General features: G+C 71.8%; 15 protein-coding genes. 6 read left to right on the top strand and 9 right to left on the bottom strand.

All coding sequences use genetic code 11. The features are described from left to right. Positions 1-15 precede the first annotated feature (15 nt). Complete coding sequence (locus ACIBHX_RS29065; RefSeq protein WP_397070467.1) at positions 16-822, top strand: 1-aminocyclopropane-1-carboxylate deaminase/D-cysteine desulfhydrase; 807 nt, start codon at positions 16-18, stop codon at positions 820-822. On the opposite strand, the gene ACIBHX_RS29060 is transcribed toward ACIBHX_RS29065, so the two are convergent. Next, entirely contained in the window at positions 794-1339 is a 546-nt protein-coding gene (locus ACIBHX_RS29060) for a hypothetical protein (protein ID WP_397070466.1), read from the bottom strand. The two genes, ACIBHX_RS29065 and ACIBHX_RS29060, sit on opposite strands and share 29 nt — an antisense overlap. 122 nt (positions 1340-1461) lie before the next feature. Here ACIBHX_RS29060 and ACIBHX_RS29055 point away from each other — a divergent pair, with 122 nt between their 5' ends. After that, on the top strand, positions 1462-6189 hold the full coding sequence (locus tag ACIBHX_RS29055; protein WP_397070465.1) for a tetratricopeptide repeat protein: 4728 nt from the start codon (positions 1462-1464) through the stop codon (positions 6187-6189). Between the two features lie 123 nt (positions 6190-6312). Here ACIBHX_RS29055 and ACIBHX_RS29050 read toward each other — a convergent pair whose 3' ends face one another. Together ACIBHX_RS29050 and ACIBHX_RS29045 are read right to left on the bottom strand one after the other, a co-directional pair. Continuing rightward, positions 6313-6537, bottom strand: a complete 225-nt coding sequence (locus ACIBHX_RS29050; protein ID WP_397070464.1) for a helix-turn-helix transcriptional regulator — start codon at positions 6535-6537, stop codon at positions 6313-6315. A 13-nt stretch (positions 6538-6550) separates the two neighbouring features. Further along, on the bottom strand, positions 6551-6952 hold the full coding sequence (locus tag ACIBHX_RS29045; protein WP_397070463.1) for a hypothetical protein: 402 nt from the start codon (positions 6950-6952) through the stop codon (positions 6551-6553). A 76-nt stretch (positions 6953-7028) separates the two neighbouring features. Here ACIBHX_RS29045 and ACIBHX_RS29040 point away from each other — a divergent pair, with 76 nt between their 5' ends. The 4 genes from ACIBHX_RS29040 to ACIBHX_RS29025 all read left to right on the top strand — a co-directional run bounded on the left by ACIBHX_RS29040 (position 7029) and on the right by ACIBHX_RS29025 (position 11749). Beyond that, on the top strand, positions 7029-8285 hold the full coding sequence (locus ACIBHX_RS29040) for an alpha/beta hydrolase family protein (protein WP_397070461.1): 1257 nt from the start codon (positions 7029-7031) through the stop codon (positions 8283-8285). A gap of 126 nt (positions 8286-8411) precedes the next feature. Further along, positions 8412-9107 carry a TetR/AcrR family transcriptional regulator gene (locus ACIBHX_RS29035; RefSeq protein ID WP_397070460.1) on the top strand — a complete coding sequence of 232 codons (696 nt, stop codon included), beginning with the start codon at positions 8412-8414 and terminating at the stop codon, positions 9105-9107. Position 9108: 1 nt separating this feature from the next. After that, on the top strand, positions 9109-11580 hold the full coding sequence (locus tag ACIBHX_RS29030) for a PEP/pyruvate-binding domain-containing protein (protein ID WP_397070459.1): 2472 nt from the start codon (positions 9109-9111) through the stop codon (positions 11578-11580). Positions 11581-11626: 46 nt separating this feature from the next. Then, the gene (locus ACIBHX_RS29025) at positions 11627-11749 is read left to right on the top strand and encodes a hypothetical protein (RefSeq protein WP_397070458.1); all 123 of its coding nucleotides are present in this window, start codon (positions 11627-11629) and stop codon (positions 11747-11749) included. 186 nt (positions 11750-11935) lie between these two features. Here ACIBHX_RS29025 and ACIBHX_RS29020 read toward each other — a convergent pair whose 3' ends face one another. The 6 genes from ACIBHX_RS29020 to ACIBHX_RS28995 form a co-directional block, all read right to left on the bottom strand. After that, entirely contained in the window at positions 11936-13024 is a 1089-nt protein-coding gene (locus ACIBHX_RS29020) for an acetamidase/formamidase family protein (RefSeq protein ID WP_397070457.1), read from the bottom strand. Between the two features lie 118 nt (positions 13025-13142). After that, positions 13143-13415, bottom strand: a complete 273-nt coding sequence (locus tag ACIBHX_RS29015; protein ID WP_397070456.1) for a hypothetical protein — start codon at positions 13413-13415, stop codon at positions 13143-13145. Further along, positions 13412-13675 (bottom strand): hypothetical protein, encoded by a 264-nt coding sequence (locus ACIBHX_RS29010; RefSeq protein WP_397070455.1) that lies wholly within the window; start codon positions 13673-13675, stop codon positions 13412-13414. The genes ACIBHX_RS29015 and ACIBHX_RS29010 overlap by 4 nt, the downstream gene beginning before the upstream one ends. A gap of 106 nt (positions 13676-13781) precedes the next feature. Continuing rightward, positions 13782-15380 (bottom strand): GMC oxidoreductase, encoded by a 1599-nt coding sequence (locus ACIBHX_RS29005; RefSeq protein WP_397070454.1) that lies wholly within the window; start codon positions 15378-15380, stop codon positions 13782-13784. 137 nt (positions 15381-15517) lie between these two features. Then, on the bottom strand, positions 15518-16018 hold the full coding sequence (locus ACIBHX_RS29000; RefSeq protein ID WP_397070453.1) for a carboxymuconolactone decarboxylase family protein: 501 nt from the start codon (positions 16016-16018) through the stop codon (positions 15518-15520). Next, a complete protein-coding gene (locus ACIBHX_RS28995) occupies positions 16015-17067 on the bottom strand; it encodes a dihydrodipicolinate reductase (protein ID WP_397070452.1) in 1053 nt (350 codons plus the stop codon). The genes ACIBHX_RS29000 and ACIBHX_RS28995 overlap by 4 nt, the downstream gene beginning before the upstream one ends. Positions 17068-17079: the final 12 nt, after the last annotated feature.

The following is a 17079-nucleotide window of genomic DNA, read 5'->3' as shown; positions in this document are numbered from 1 at the left end:
CCGTAGACTAGCGCCATGGAGGAGCTGGCAGATCCGGGGCTCGGATCGGTCCGGGTCCTGTTGAAGCACGACGACAACAAGGCACGCAAACTCAGGTACAACCTGGGCCACCCGCGCGTGCTCACGTTCGGCGGCGCCTACTCCAACCACATCAGGGCCGTGGCCGCGGCCGGGCGGCGGCACGGATTCGAGACGATCGGCGTGATCCGCGGCGAGGAGCGCCTGCCGCTCAACCCGTCCCTGGCCTACGCCGCCGAGTGCGGGATGCGCCTGACCTACCTGGACCGGGCGGCCTACCGGCTCAAGCACACGCCCGCCGTGCTCGACCGGCTGCGCGAGACCTGGGGAGACGTGGCGATCCTGCCGGAAGGCGGCAGCAACGCCGAAGCGGTGCGGGGATGCGCGGAACTGCCCGCGGAGATCGACGTCCCCTACGACGTGATCTGCTGCCCGGTCGGGACGGGCGGGACGCTGGCGGGCATCGCTGCTGGGCTGCCGCCCGGCAAGAGGGCGATCGGGTTCCCGGTGCTCAAGGGCGGCGGGTTCCTGGCCGACGAGGTGGCGCGGCTGCAGACGGCGGCCTTCGGGCGGGTCTTCGGGAACTGGTCGCTGGAGCTCGGCTACCACTTCGGGGGCTATGCCCGCACGACCTCGCCTCTCAGGGCCTTCGCCGCGAAATATCGGGTCGAAGAGATCTATGTCGCCAAGATGCTCTACGGGATTCTCGACCTCGTAGGGCAGCGCCGCTTCCCCGAGGGCACCACCATCGTGGCCGTGGTGACCGGCGAGCCCTTCATGGCAGCTGGGCGAGTATCGGGTTGAGCAGGTCGTTGAGCTCGCGGACCAGGACGACCAAGGCACGCTCCGCGCTCTGCTCGACCCCGTCGTGCGGACCCTCGGGCTCCGGCGGCAGGTCCGCCAGCGGCACCGGGACCTCCACCAGGAGCGTGGCCCGCAGGAACGGGCTGCGCGCCAGATCCTGCTGAGTCGGCTCGACGTACTGCCCGAACGTCTCCGGCCAGCCCTGCCACCCGCGATCGCGCCACCAGGCGCGTGAACGCGTGAGCTCCTCGGGCAACGGCGAGACCACCCTGACCCGGGCATTGAGCGTGCCGTCCCAGGTGTTGCGCACGCACGTCGCCTCCAGGATGCGGCGATCCCAGCGGACGTAGCCGGGCGAGAGTGCGGGCGGGGTCGCCAGCCGCCAGGCCGCGCAGGCGAAGCGGACCGGCGCGATGTCCCCGAACTCGAACTCCGCCAGGTTCTTGCGTACGTGCACGGCATAGCGGCCGTCACGGTCCCGGTCGAAGTCCTGGTCGATCCAGAACGCGTTGCCCATGGCCACCACCGTACGGGTCCGCGGGCCGTACCTGGCCCGGGAGGGCAGATCTCCGAATGCTCTGTGACGAGAGCAACAGATGTGTAGCTTTTTCACTTTAAGGGGTTACTGAGGAGTTGATGATGGCGTCAGAACAGCTCGACGCTGCCCTGCGTTGCTGGGAAGAGGGAGAGCTCGCCGAGGCCGCCACGCTCTTCAGGCAGATCGCCGCGACCGGCGATCCGCAGGCGTCGCACCTGCTGGCCTGCCTGCTGGAACAACAGGGCGACCTGGACGGCGCCGAGGCCGCGCACCGCTCGGTGATCCTGTCCGGCGACCCCGTGTACGGCCAGCGCAGCGCCATCCAGATGGGCATGATGCTGGTCAACGCCGAGGAGTACGGCGCGGCGCACCGGGTGCTGATGATCGCCTCCGAGGGTGCCGACTTCGAGGTGGCGGCGCTGGCCGATACGGCGCTGGTGCTCGTGCTGACCCAGCTGGGTGACGCGCAGGCCGCGGCCGAGGCGCTGCAGCGGGCGCGCAGGTGCGACAGCCCCGCCGTGGCCGAGCTCGCCGCCGAGCTGCGACTGCCCGACTTCGACACGCAGGACACCGTCGACGCCGCCGAGCGCTACGAGCTGGCCGAGACCGAGGAGGACTACCGGGAGCTGCTGACGTGCGGCGACCCGGAGGTGGTGTCGCTGTCGGCGTTCCAGCTCTACCAGCACCACGCCGAGGAAGGCGAGTTCGAGGCCGCCCGCCAGGTCTGCGAGCACGCGATCGCCGTCGGCCATCCCGACCACCTGGCCATGGCGCGCAAGCTCCTCGGCGCGGTGCTGGTCGACCTGGGCGAGTACGCCGAGGCGGCGGACGCCTACCGCGCCGCGGCCGAGGACCCCAGGCCCGAGCTGCGCCTGCCCACCCTGATCGAGCTGGCCAAGGTGACCGCGCAGCTCGGCGACCTGGACGAGACCAGGGCGCTGTTCCACCGGGTGATCGCCAGCGGTCAGCGCGAGTACGCCACCGAGGCCCGCGCCTGCCTGGCCCAGATGCACGCCGAGGCGGGCGAGGTCCAGGAGGCGGCCGCCGCGGTGCGCGCCGTACTGGAGGACGAGGAGTCCGAGTGGTCCTCCAGCTGCGTGATGCTGCTGAGCCTGCTGCCGATCGACGAGGTCATCGACGTCGTACGGCTGGCCGCCGAGCATCCCGATCCCGACGTGTCGTTCAAGGCGCAACTGCTGCTGCAGCACGCGGCCATGCAGGAGCCGCTGGCCGACCCTGAGGAGGAGCAGGCGCTGCAGGACGTGGACCAGGGCTTGGCACGGCTGCGCGAGGGCGAGGTGGACGAGGCCAGGCGGCTGCTGCGCAAGGCCGCCGACTCGGTCGCGCCCGAGCAGTCGGCCAGGGCGATGGTGGCGCTGGCCGAGCTGGAGATCGGCGAGGGCGACCTGGAGCAGGCCGACGAGCTGCTCGCCTACGTGGCCGAAGGGGACGACTCCCTCCAGAGCTTCACCGCGGCGTTCCTGATGCACCTGCTGCGCACCGGCCAGGGCGTCCATCCCGTGCTGGCCGCGATCGTGGACCACCAGCGGCTGGGCAGGCAGGAGGGCTTGCTGCGCTACCAGGAGGCGGCCGAGCACTCGGCGGTCGGCGGCGCGGTGTTCGCCCAGATGCTGGTCTCCACCGGCTACGACCTGTCGGAGGCGATCGGGCTGGTGGACGTCGACGCCGATCCGCTGACCCTGTCGTACACCGCGGCCATCTTCAAGGACCTGGACCTGCTGCGCCGCGCACACGCCGAAGGGCATCCGGCGCTCGCGCCCTGGGTGGCGCAGGAGCTGGGGGAGCTCACGGAGGACGACGCCGAGGCCAGGGCCGCTCTCACCGCCGCGCTCGAGTCGGGCAGGCGGGCGGCCGGGCCCCCGCTGCTCGAGGTCTACGAGCGGCAGGGCGACCTGCTGGCCGCCGCTCGCCTGCACGAGCGGCTGGGCAACGCCTGGCTGCTCGGCTTCACCCGGATCCGGCTGGACGATCTCGAGGGCGCCGCCCGGGCACTGGCCGAGGACGAGTTCGCGGCACGGCTGCTGGCCCGGGACCCGATCCCCGCCGAGTCGCTGGGGGACGCCCTGCTCGCCATGGAGTGCGCGCACGCCTGGCAGCGCACTGGCCGGACTGCGGCGGCCGACACCGCGCTGTCGCTGGTGACCCATCCGGACCTGGAGCAGCAGGCCGCCTGCTACCTGGGCGCGCTGCGCAACGACGCCGGCGACGCCCGGGGCGCGATCGCGGCCTGGCAGCGCGCGGCCGGGGGCGACGACGAGGGGATGCGCGCCGCCGCGCTGCGCGGCCTCGGCCACGTCCACCGGGAACTCGGCGAGCACGACGCGGCCGCCGCGGCCTTCCTGGCGCTGCACGAGCTGGACGACGACGAGCAGAGCGCGATCCAGCTGGGCCGGGCGCTGGTGGCGGCCGGCCACGTCGCCGAGGCCCGCCAGGTGCTCGACGCCGCCTTCGGCGAGGCCGCGCCGCTCCACCTGGCCGTCGAGCTGCGCGAGGCAGGCGACCTGGAGGCCGCCGTGGCCATGGCCGAGACCGCGGCCGCCGGCGCCCCGTCCGAGCTGGCGGGGGAGTCGGCCAGGATCCTCGGCGGCCTGCTGGCCAGGACCGGCGATCTGGCGGGCGCGCGGGCCGCCTTCGAGCGCGCCGCCGCGCTCGCCCCCGACGCCGAGCCCGCCACGCTGCTCGAGGCCGGCCGCGCTCTGGCCGAGGCGGGCGACGCCGAGGCGGCCCGCTCCGCGCACCTACGCGTGGCCGCCCAGGACCGCGACCGGCAGGCCGCGGCCGTTGCCCGCGTCAGGCTCGGCACGGCCGACCCCGAGGAGCGGCCGTGGGCGCTGCTGGCCGACGGCGAGCACGAGGCCGCCCGCCAGGCGCTCGCGGCACAGTCCGGACAGGCGATGGCCGACCTGCTCATCGCGCTGGAGGAGCGCGACGTGACCACGGCCCGCGCCCTGCTGGAGCAGGCGCCTGCCGAGGAGGCCTTCGACGCCGTGCTCGACATGGGCGCCGAACCTTTCTACCGGCTGGTCGTCGAGCTGGCCGGGCCGCGCCAGTCCGCGCTCGGCCGGCTCGGCCTGGGCGCGCTGCTGGCCCAGGACGGCCACCACTCCCGGGCCGAGCTCGCCTTCCTGCCGGTCACCGGCTGCGGCGAGCCCGACCTGGTCACGACCGCCTGGCGGCACCTCGCGGCCGTACGGCAGGCCAGAGGCGACCTCGACGGCGCCGTCGAAGCCCTGCGTGAGGCCATGCCCGAGGCGGCCGTCGACCTGGCCCGCCTGCTCGACGAGCGGGGCGACACCGCCGACGCCCGCAACGCCCTGATCGCGGGCACCGAGTCGGGCGACCTGGAAAGCAGCCGCCACCTGCTGGTCCACCTGCTGCTCGAGGAGGACTACGAGGCCGTGGCCGCCGAGGCCGACAGGGCGGTGGCCACCGGCGACCAGGAGACCGTGGCCTTCGCCTACTGGGTGTGGGGCGACGCCTGCCGCGCCCGCGGCGACGCGCACGGCGCAGTCGGCAAGTACCGCGCCGCGCTCGACACCGGATTCCCGCTGCCCGGCCTGCGCGCCGACCTGGCCGAGGCGCTGTACACGCTGGGGGAGACCGCCGAGGCGCACAAGGAGGTCACGCTGGCCATGGAATCGGGCGATCCCGACGCCGTGGCCACGGCCGGGGAGAAGCTGGGCCGCTGGCTGCAGGAGGAGGGCGATCCGCTGGCCGCCGCCCGGGCCTACGCGGCGGCGGGCACGCCGCGGGCCGATGAACTCCTGTCGGCGCTGGCCTACCAGGCCTACGAGCGCGGCGAGCACGCGCTGGCCGCGCAGGTGCTGTCGCTGGGCGGGGAACGCGGCGCGGACCGGGCCAGGGAACTGGGCGAGCTGTGCGACGACCCGGAGTCGGTGCGCCTGTACTACCGGCTGGTCGGCTCCGATCCGTTCACCGAGATGGGCCTGGCCGAGCGGCTGGCGGAGCTGGGTGAGAACGCCCAGGCCAGGGCGATGCTGGAACGCCTGCAGGACCACCACGACCCCGACGTCCGCTTCGTGGCCGGCGGCAAGCTGCTGTCGTTGCTGGACGGCGAGGGCGATGCCGAGGCCTTCTCCAGCATCGTGGAACGGCAGGCGGGCGACCCCGACAGCCCCGCGGGCGCGGTGTTCGGCAGCCTGCTCGGCATGATCCAGGGCCGCCAGGGCGACACCGAGGCGTCACTGCGCACGCTGCGCGAGGCGGCCGAGTCCGGTGAGCCGGCCGCGCTCAGCGTCCTGGGCCAGGCGCTCATCGACGCGGGCGAGGTGGCCGAGGGGCGCCAGGTGCTGCTCAGGGTGGTCGACGGCGACGATCCCGAACTCTCGGGGCGCGCCATGCTCGGGCTCGGCATCACCTATCACGAAGAGGACGAGGACCAGGCCCGTGACTGGTACCTCAAGGCCCTGGAGTCGATCGGCCCGCTGGCGGCCATGTACCTGGGCGCGCTGGCCAAGCGGGCCCGCGACTTCCCCGAGGCGCTGACCTGGTACCAGCGCGTCATCGACGCCGGGCACTCCGAGTCGGGCATGGCCGCCGCCCACCTGGGAGAGCTGTGCTACTGGCTGGGCGACCGCGACGGCGCGCTGCGCTACTACGAGCTGACGCTCAGCCTGACCGAGGAGCCGTCCCTGGTGGCCGAGGCGGCCTCCAGGCTGGGCGAGATCCGCCACGAGCGCGGCGACCTCGCGCTGGCCGTGCGGATGCTGGAGATCGCCATGGACACCGGCGAGGCCACGTTCGCGCAGGAGGCGGCGGATCTCCTCGACCGCATATCTCAGAAGTGAGGGTATGAACGATGACCTGCCGCCCGGGGTCGGCTTCTAGCCGGTCGCCGCGGTGAAGATGCGGGCTTCTTCAGGGGGCCGCTCCCCGAGCAGGACGGCTGACTGGAAGCCGGCCTGAGGCGTTCAGGATCGGGCCGGGTCGTTCGTCGTGTCCGCCCGGTCGGGCAGGAAGATCTCCTCGATGGTCAGGTCGAAGACGTCGGCGATGGTGAACGCCAGGGGCAAGCTGGGGTCGTACCGCTCGGTCTCGATGGCGTTGATGGCCTGTCGGGAGACTTGGCACCGGTCGGCCAGGTCGGCCTGGCTCCACCGGCGGGCTGCTCGCAGTTCGCGTAGTCGGTTCTTCATGGGTGCGGCGCCTTCATCGGTGCAGGCGGGTGCGCAGGTCGGCGATCACAAGCCAGATCGCCACCCCGCCGAGGAGGATCAGCTGTGTGAGCTGATGGAGCTGGATGACGCCCGCGGCGTCGAGCACGGTGGCCACTTGCAGTGCCACGAGGACTGCCGCGAAGGCGATGGCCATGCTTTCCAGCTGGATCTTGCGCAGGTACTCGTCCGCACGCCGGAACGCCCGCAGCAGGACCCAGGCCACGGCGAGCGTGAACACGGCGGTAGCCGCAATCCACCAGGCCTTCTGGGCGGCGCTCTGGTCGGGATCACTGCCTAGCGCCAGGGCCACAGGGCCCAGAGTGGCCACGGGTAGGCCGTCGATGAGGACGGCGCGGCGGGCCGCGCGTGTCACTTGGTCCTGCTGTTTCGCCATGGCACGAAGGTAAGGCGTCCATTCCATACAGTCAAGCTTCCTTTACTTTATGGAAGGCAGACCTTACATTCTTGCCGTGCTGAACGAGAGACGACCCCTGAGCCTGACCCGACGCTCGCTGCTCGGCGCTGCCGCGGCGTCGGCCATCGCCCCCATCGCGCTGGCCACCACGGCCACCGCCCAGCCTCGAGGCCCCGCGGCTTCACCCGGTCCCGCAGCAGGAGCCCGCACGCCGGCTCCGGTGCGGCTCACGCTGCCGGCGCCGAGCGGCCCCCACCCGATCGGCACGGTCTGGTTGCACCTGGTCGACCGGGCACGCATCGATCCATGGAAGCCTTCCCGCCCGGCCCGTGAACTCATGGTCCAGCTCTGGTACCCCGCGCGCGCCGCCCATGGCCACCCATTCGCGCCGTGGATGTCACCCGCCGCCGTCCCCCTCTTCGAGCAGGCACAGGGCATCCCACCCGGCACGCTGCTCCTGCCGACCTCCCACGCCCGGGTGGCCGCACCGGTGGACCGCGGCCGGCGCGGACGGCCTGTCGTCGTGTACTCGCCCGGCCTGCGCAGCGACCGCAGCCTTGGCACTGTCTTGGTCGAGGAGTTGGCCAGCCACGGCTACCTCGTCGTGGCCATCGACCACACCTACGACGCCGACCAGGTCGAGTTCCCCGGCGGGCGCGTGGAGACCTTCGCCATCGCCGGTGACGTCGACGACGCCCTCATCGCCAAGGCCCTGGCGGTGCGCACCGCGGACACCCGGTTCGTGCTGGATCAGCTCACGGCGCTCAACGCCGGACACAACGCGGACGCCGGGCGGCGACGCCTCCCACCCACCCTCACCGGCGCGTTCCACCTGCCCCGCACCGGCATGCTCGGCCACTCCCTCGGTGGCGCCACGGCCGCCGCCGCCATGCGCGCCGACCGGCGCCTGCAGGCCGGCGTCAACCTGGACGGCAGCCTCCTGTCACCCGCCACCGCGGGCACCGACCGGCCCTTCCTTCTGTTCGGCAGCGACCCCGGTCCGGGTCCGGAAGATCCCAGCTGGGACCAGTTCTGGGACAGCCAGCACGGCTGGAAACGCGAACTGGCCCTCACGGGCTCCACCCACACCTCGTTCACCGATCTCGAAACGCTCCTGCCCCAGGCCGCGCCCAGCCTCGGGCTCACACCCAGCCAAGTCACGCAAGCAATCGGCACCCTCGACCCAAACAGCGCCATCCACGCGCAACGCGACTACGTACGAGCGTTCTTCGACCTTCATCTACGCCACCACGACAACCACCTGCTCCAGCGCTCCTCACCCCGCTACCCGCAGATCCGGTTCATCCGCTGAGGGATCGACCGTCTCCCCAGGGCGGTCGCATTGTGGTGTGCGGCCTGTGGTTCTGACGTACGGGCCCCTTGCCGCCAATTAAATGACCGTATAGTGTCATCTGGTCAAACAATTGGGGTGATCGGGATGGCAGGGCGGCCGCCGCAGGATCCGGCGCGACAGCTGGAGCGAGCGCACCGGATCCTCGACGCGGTGGGCGAGCTGATCCTGCGCTGGGGCTACGACAAGACCACCATCGACGACGTGGCCAAGCAGGCCGACGTCGCCAAGGGCACCATCTACCTGCACTGGAAGACGCGCGACGAGCTGTTCGCCGCACTGCTGCGCCGCGAGCGCGTGCGCATGCTGGCAGAGGTACGGCAGGCCCGCCCGCAAACGCTGCGCGAGCTGCTCGTCCTGCTGACGACCGAGCTCCTGAGGCGGCCGCTGATGCGGGCGATGCTGGTGTCGGACGCCCAGGTGCTGGGCAAGCTGGCCCGCCAGCGGCAGAGCGACGGTACTTCTTCGCCGGCGCTGGGCGAGGCGTTCGAGGACTACCTCGGCGAGCTGGTCGGGCTGGGTGTGCTGCGCGCGGACCTGACCCCGGGCGAGCACGCGCTGGTGCTCAGCTCGACCGTCTACGGCTTCATGATGCTGCAGGTGATGGTGCCCGAGGAGCGCAGGACGCCCGACGAGCGGCTGGTGGAGCTGATGGCCGACACGTGCGTGCGGGCCATGGGCTGGTCGCCGTCCGCGCCGGAGGCGCAGGCCCTGCTGGGCCATCTCGACACCATCGCAGAGCTGGCCGAGCGTAAGCTGGCCGGCTCGCTAAGGAGCGTGTGACGTGCGGGTTGTCCTCCCTCTCGAGGATTCGGCGGCCGACTTGGCGACGGTCGGCGGCAAGGGGGCCTCGCTGGCGAGGCTGACGCGGGCCGGGCTGCCGGTGCCGCCGGGCTTCCACATCACCACCGAGGCCTACCGCGAGTTCGTCGCCCCGTTCCTCGCCGAGCTGCTGCGCACCCGCGACGCCGGGCTGTTCCTGCGCCACGACGTGCCCGAGCCGATCGCCGCCGAGATCCGCGAGGCCTACGCCGAGCTGGGCTCCGACGTGGCGGTGGCGGTGCGCTCGTCGGCCACCGCCGAGGACCTGCCCGACATGTCGTTCGCCGGCCAGCAGGACACCTACCTCAACATCAGGGGCGACGGCCTGCTCGAGGCGGTCAGGAGGTGCTGGGCCTCGCTGTGGAACGAGCGCGCGGTGGCCTACCGGGAGCACAACGGCGTGCCGCACGACGACGTGGCGCTGGCCGTGGTCGTGCAGGAGCTGGTGGACGCCGACGCGGCGGGCATCATGTTCACCGCCAACCCGGTCACCGGCGACCGCGGCGAGACCGTCGTCAACGCCTCATGGGGCCTGGGCGAGGCCGTCGTGGGCGGCCAGGTCACCCCGGACACGCTCACCGTGTCCGGAAATACCGTGACTTCAGTCGTGCTGGGCGATAAATCGGTGATGACGGTGCGGACCGCGGACGGCACCCGCGAGGAGCCCGTGCCCGCCGACCTGCGCGCCCGCCAGGTGCTCGACGACGCGCAAGCCGTACGGCTCGCGCGGTTGGGCGAGCGGATCGAGCACCTGTACGGCACGCCCATGGACGTGGAGTGGGCCAGGAGCGGCGGCGAGTTCCTCATCGTCCAGGCCCGCCCGATCACCCGCATCAAGCGGCAGGTCGAGGAGTGGAACGACAGCCTCAAGGGCGACTACCTGTGGACCGCGGGCAACCTGGGCGAGGCCATCCCGGACGTGATGACCCCGGCCACCTGGTCGTTCGTCCGGCTGTTCATCGAGGAGGCCATGTCGGCCACCGCGGTGCCGGGCTTCGACCTGGTCGGCAACATCGGCGGCCGCTTCTACATGAACCTGTCCGTGGTGATCACGATCGCCAGGGCGCTGGGCATGCAGTCGCGGCTCGGCGCCGTCGAGCAGGTCTTCGGCAAGCTGCCCAAGGACCTGGACGTGCCGCTGCTCGACCTGTCGCGCTGGGAGATCATCAAGCGGACGCTGCCGCTGGCCGTCGGCATCCAGCGCCGGGTGCGGGCCAACCTCAAGGGCATGCGGCCGTTCCTGGCCACCTCGCGGCGCCAATGCGAGGAACTGCGCGCCACGGTCGCCGCCACCGCCGACCCGGCCGAGCTGGCCGCGTTGTGGAGCCGCGAGATCGAGCCGCACATGGTGACCGCCTGCCGGATGCTGGAGGCCGCCGGGCGGCAGGGCGGCGCCACGCTGGTGTGGACCCGCGACAAGCTGCGCAAGCTGATGGGCGAGGTCGACTCCGAGGCCATGCTGACCGGGGTCAACTCCGACGGCGAACTGGCCAGCCTGGGCCCGATCCTGGGGCTGACCAGGCTGGCCGCCGGCGAGATCACCCGGGAGGAGTTCGCGCTCGGCTACGGCCATCGCGGGCCGCACGAGTTCGAGGTGTCCATTGCGCGGCCCGGCGAGGACCAGGCCTGGATCGACGCCCAGCTGGCCGGGCTGCGTGACCTGCGCGCCGACACCGCCGCGCTGCTGGCCAAGCAGGCCAAGGCACGCGACGAGGCGTGGGCGCGGTTCGCGGGGAAGTATCCGCGCAAGGTCGCCAAGATGCGCGCCCGCGTCAGGCGGTGGAACGCGGTCGTGCGCGACCGCGAGGACACCCGCTCGGAGAACATGCGCGCCTTCTGGGTGCTGCGCGCCTTCGTCGTGCGGGCGGGCGAGCTGACCGGGCTCGGCGACGACGCGTTCTTCCTCTACCTGGACGAGCTGCTGTCGGTGCTGCGCGGCGGCGCCGTCTCCTCAGACAGGATCGAGGTACGGCGGGCCACCCACGAGCAGTACGCGGCGCTGCCGCCCTATCCGACGCTGATCGTCGGCCACTTCGACCCGGTCCGCTGGGCCGCCGACCCGGACCGGCGCAGCGACATCTACGACGCCCGCGGCGGCGGCGCGCCCGTCAGCGACACCGTCACCGGCTTCCCCGGCGCGCCCGGCGTCGTCGAGGGCGTGGCCCGCGTCATCGCGAGTCCCGAGGAGGGCGACCGGCTCAAACCGGGCGAGATCCTGGTGACCACGCTCACCAACGTCGGCTGGACCCCGATGTTCCCGCGCGCCGCCGCGGTCGTCACCGACATGGGGGCGCCGCTGTCGCACGCCTCGATCGTGGCGCGCGAACTCGGCATCCCCGCGGTCGTCGGCACGGGCAACGCCACCATGCGGCTGCACGACGGCGACCGCATCCGGGTGGACGGCGAGCGGGGCACCGTCGAGCTGCTTGAGTGAGCAAAACGCCTGCGAGTGATCAGTAGGGCTGGACACGATGGCGTTCATGACCGACTGGACCCTCGCAGACGAGCGCGAAGTGGAGGAGAGGTGCGCACGTTTCAGGCGGGCCAAGCTCGCCCTGGACCGCGGCGTCCCCGAGGACCCCGACGAGGAGGACGGTGACTGACGCCTGGGCCTCCTGCTGTCCGACCTGGGTGGCCGAGACCCGGAGGAGATCTTCACCGGGCACCCGCTCGGCGCGGACGCGCCTGCCGAGGCGGTGGACGCCATGCAGGTCATGCTGGCCGGATACTGGACGCGCTCGGCGCGGCCCTTCTTCTGGCAGCGGGCTTGCTGGGTGCTACTCGCGCTGTCAGGTCGTGAAGATGTCCTCGGGGAGGAAGGCGGAGACCAGGAAGCTCGGGACGTCGACCAGCTGGCTGACCTTGAGGTCGACGGCGACGCTGCAGATGGCGTAGGCCTGCTGGGCGCTCCACCCGCGCGTCCCCAGGTGGTCGATCATGCTCAGCAGCGCGTTGCGGGCCGCCAGCGTCAGGTCCTCGGCCGCGACCTCACCGTCCCTGCTGACCGACATCCCTGTCGTGGCGTAGTAGCGGCGCGGCGGCGCGTCCCGCACGTGCGAGAAGTGCGGCTCCCGCACCCCCGCCTCGTTCCGATGTACGGCGAAGCGCACCCGCAGCGTGGCCGCCATCTCGATGGCCGTGCCGCAGGCCTCCCCGTCGCCCTGGGCGAAGTGCGCGTCCCCGGCGGAGAACAGCGCGCCCGGCGTGTCGACGGGGATGAACAGCCGTGTCCCCGCCACGAGCTGCTTGATGTCCACGTTGCCCGCCTGCTCCCTGGGCGGGATCGTGCGCAGCCCGTGGTTGGCGATCGCAGGGTCGCGCGGCACCGAGCCGTCGGCCGAGGGCGGCAGCACGAACCCGCCGCGCTCCAGCGCCGCCAGCTCCCTGGCGGTGATCCTGCCCAGCGACCGGTGCCCGGGCGACAGCCCGATCGTGCCCATGAACGGCGCCCCGGGGATGCGCACCCCCGGGAGATCGGGCGACATGGCGAAACCGTCGCCGAGGTGCCAGCGCACCATGAACGGCTCGGGGAAGACGTCGCGCAGGAACCCGAACCCCGGCACCTGCACGGTGTAGCCGTAGGAGTCGGGCACGATCTCCACGATCTCGATCTCCAGCAGGTCGCCCGGCTGGGCGCCGTGCACGTAGACGGGCCCGGTCAGCGGGTGCACGACGTCCAGGTCGGGCGCGGCGACCGTCTTCAGCGTGGCGTCCGGCCCCAGCTGGCCGTCGAAGGCGTCACGGGTCTCCATCACCACCTCGTCGCCGGGCTCGCAGCGGACGATCGGCCTGATGTCGGGGTGCCAGCGGTTGTGCCCGGTCGCGGGCTCCTCGCTCAGCGTCAGCGTGCGGTCGATGCGGATCTCGTGTACGGCCATGACGGCCCCCTCGTAATGAGGCGTGTGAGGCCACGCTCTGCCCGCCGCCAGAAGCCTGTCAAGGGCACCGCGTGTACGGTGACCGGCCCCGGGACCGGGTCGAGCCGGGAGGTGCCGATCACGTCGAGCGCCCTGGGCACGCGGTCAGGGTCGAAGGCGCACAGGGGGCCGGTGCCGCCCGCCGTACAGACGCCGAACTGGTAGGGCTGCGGGGTGGCGGCGAAGCCTCTGGCCTGGTCGGCGCTTTGAAGGCCGCCTCGGTGGAGCGGGTGGACACCGCCGGGTCGAGGGCGTAGACGTCGAGCAGCTGGGCGCCCATCTGGCTGCCGAACGTCGGTGTCAGGTCCCGTACCTCGGCCCGTAGGTAGACCGTGGTCGCGTCGGTGATCACCTGGAAGCGGCGCAGGTCGAAGGCCCCGGCGTGGAAGGCGGCCGCGCGATCGTCGGCTCGTAGACGTCCGACAGCACGCCGCGCGCGACCGTGTACCAGACCTTCGAGGTCCGGCCCGCGGCCGTGCCGACGCAGTCCTTGCGCGCCAGGCCGAAGTGCGAAAGAGCTCCCTTGTCAGGAGCCGGGGCAGTCGCCGCCGGCGGCCCGATCAGGGCCATCGACACTGTGAGGCACAGGAGGAACCGCCGAACCGTGGCCATGCCGCGCTCCTTCGTCTCGTTGCAGAGAAATCCACGCAGGAGGCGGTGTCAACCCGCATCGGCAGGGTGGCGCGGCGCCTGTGCCGCCCACCCGCCGACGCCGGCATCACAGATCGGTGGCGATGATCTTCTCGATGTTGCGCTCGGCCAGCGCGGTGATGGTGACGAACGGGTTCACGCTGGTGTTGCCGGGGATGAGCGAGCCGTCCATGACGTACAGGCCGGGGTAGCCGGACAGGCGGCCGTAGTTGTCGGTGGCCCTGCCGAGCACGGCGCCGCCGAGCGGGTGGTAAGTGAGGTGGTCGCCCCAGATCTTGTAGACGCCGAACAGGTCGGTCCGGTAGATCGTGCCCTCTCTGGCGTTGATCTTGTCGAAGATCGTCTTGGCCATGTCGATGGACGGCTGCTTCCAGGCGGTCTGCCAGCTGAGGTCCACGGCACTGGTGGCCGGGTTCCAGGTGAACTGGGCGCGGTTGGGGGTGCGGGTGATCGACAGGTAGAACGAGGCGTACGTCTCGATGCCCGTGGGCAGCGGCGCCACCTCGGCGAACGCGCCGCCCGCCGTCCAGTTGTCGATGCCGGAGCAGGGGATGGACGACTGGAGCTTGCCCGTCGGGTCCCACAGGTAGTTGGCCCGGCCGCACATGACGTTGCCGTTGTCGCCCCAGCCCTTGCCGACCTCGCCGTTGAGCGCGGGCAGCGCGCCGGTGGCCTTCAGCTTGACCAGCAGCTTGCTGGTGCCGACGCTGCCCGCGGAGAAGAACACCCGGTCGGCGGTGACCGACTTGGTGGCGATCGTGTCGCCGGTGGTGTTGAGCTGGTCCATGACGACCGTGTAGCCGCCGCCGGAGGCCGGGGTGACCGAGGTGACCTTGTGCAGCGGCGAGATGGCGACCCTGCCGGTGGCCTTGGCCTGGGCGAGGTAGGTCTTCTGCAGCGACTTCTTGCCGTAGTTGTTGCCGTAGAGGATCTCCCCGGCCAGCGCCGACTTGGGCACGGTGCCCGCGGCCTCCTGCTTCATGTAGTCCCAGTCGTAGACGTCGGGCACGAACGTCCACGGGAAGCCGGAGCGCTGGGCCTGCTTACGGCCGACCCTGGCGTACTGGTAGCAGTCGGTGGTCTCGAACCAGGCCGGGTCGACCAGGCCGACGCCGAGCCCGGCGTTGGCGCGCGGGTAGTAGACGCCGTACATCTCGTCCGGGTCGACCGTGGGCAGGATCGCGGCGAAGTTCTCGCGCTTGGGCGTGACGGCCATGCCGCCGTTGACCAGCGATCCGCCGCCCACGCCGCGGCCCTGGTAGACGATGATCCCGGCGAACTCCTCTGCGTCCAGGATGCCGGTGTAGCGGGGGATGTCCCGGTCGATCGGGAAGCCGAGGAAGTAGTTGAGCGGCGCCTTGGTCCTGGTGCGCAGCCAGTAGGAGCGGTAGTCGGGCTGCAGCGTGTTGCAGAAGATCTTGCCGTCGGAGCCCGGGGTGTCCCAGGCCATGCCCATCTCGATCATGTGCACGTCGACGCCGGCCTGCGCGAGCCTCAGCGCCGCCACGGAGCCGCCGTACCCGGTGCCGATGACCAGGGCCGCGACGCGCGTCCCGTCGGCGATCGCGGCGGCGGAGGCCGGGCGGCTGCCGAGGGCGGCCAGGGTCAGCAGGGAGCCGGTGCCCGCGATGAAACCGCGGCGCGACATGCCCGTAGATTCACTCATTGCGCTGTTTCCTCACTTCCGATGTGATTCGCGCCTTGGGTGTCTTGGGGTTTCGCGCCTTGGATGGTGCAGTCGTCGTATGCGGATATGTCGGGTGCTCGCCGTACCTTGAGGGATCGCCGTACGGCGGGCGTGGGTCAGGCCTTGCCGCGCGGAGAGGCTCCGCTGGGCAGGACGCAGACGGTGTCGAGGCCGAGGACGCGGTTGAGGCGGCCGAAGGCCAGCCAGGAGCCGATGCTCATGGTCAGCTCGACGATCTCCAGCTGGCTGTAGGAGGCCGTCATGCGAGCCCAGAACTCTTCGTCGATTCCGTGGTGGTCGAGGGCGTAACGCTCGGCGTACTCGGCGGCCAGGCGGGTCCGGTCGTCGAAGGCGTCGGTCGTGCGCCACTCGGCGACCGCGTCGGCGAAGCCCTCCTCGACCTTCTGCCCGTCGCGCTCGGTGCGCCAGTCGAGGCAGAACACGCACCCGTTGATCTGCGCGATGCGCAGCCGGGCCGCCTCGAACTCGCGCAGGCCGAGCGTGGTGTGGGCGTAGACCGCCAGGGAGAAGTCGGCGGCGGCCGGGCCGATGCCGGGGACCAGCTCTCCCCAGACGTAGCCGATCGGGTCTTTTCCGTCGGGGATGTCGATTCTCATGCGAGCCTGCCCGGGCTGATGGGGACGTCGAGCGCGTCGTAGAGTCCTGGCTCGGCCTGCGTGAGCCAGCCGATGGCGTTCACCAGGCGCCCCGCGGCGGTGGCGTTGCCGCCCGCGGCGCGGTTGCCGCCCTCGTCGGTGGCCTCGACCGTGACCTGGATGCGCGGCCGGCCTTCGATGATCACACGGTGGGCGCCCTCGCCCGTCGGCCAGTCGGGGGCGCAGGAGGGGTGGATGCGGGTGACGTGCTCGACCACGATGCGGGGTTCGCCGTGGACGATGCCCTGCACCTCGAACCTGACGGCGCCCTGGGTCCCCGCCGCGAAGTCGCCCATCGCGGCGGTGCTGACGTCGATGGCCAGCGGTCTGCGCTCGACGTGCTCGCGCAGGTCGTCCAGCTCGGCTCCGAGCGCCCTGGCGATCAGCCGGACCTGGCCGCCCCAGACCATGGACGGCACGGTCGGCGCGATCATGGGTGGCTCGTAGTCCATCGGCTGGCCCATGCCGACCAGGTAGCGGACCGAGTCCTCCTGGTCGTAGGAGGTGTAGTCGAAGATCTCCTGGCAGCGGACCGCGTCGATCGTCCCGCCGAGGCCGCTGATCAGCACGGGCAGCACGTCGTTGCCCCAGCCGGGGTCGATCCCCGACACGAACAGCGAGCCGCCGCCCTCCGTCACGGCCTCCAGCACCTGTTCGCGCAGCTCGGCCGGGGCGTTGCGCTGGTCGTAGAGCGCGTACAGCGACGGCGTCACCACCACCGCCCCCGCCCTGACCGCCCGCAGCACATCGCCCAGCGCCTCGTCTGGCCTGATGTCGCCGGAGGCGGCGTACACCACCGCCCTCGGCTTGGCGGCCAGCGCCTCGCCGACGTCGTCGCTCGCCGCCACTTCCACCCGGCGGCCGAGCCCGGCCAGCTCGCCGGCGTCGCGGCCCGCCTTGCCCGGATCGTGCACCACGACCCCGGCCAGTTCCAGCTCGGGATGCGCCACGACGGCCCTGATCGCCGCCCGCCCCACGTTCCCAGTACCCCACACGATCGTGGACGTCATGGGCGGAGCGTA

The sequence above is a fragment of the Nonomuraea sp. NPDC050536 genome, assembly GCF_044457685.1.
Lineage (GTDB): Bacteria > Actinomycetota > Actinomycetes > Streptosporangiales > Streptosporangiaceae > Nonomuraea.
Note: the sequence above shows the minus strand (reverse complement) of the source record. Positions and strands in the feature narration are given on the sequence as shown.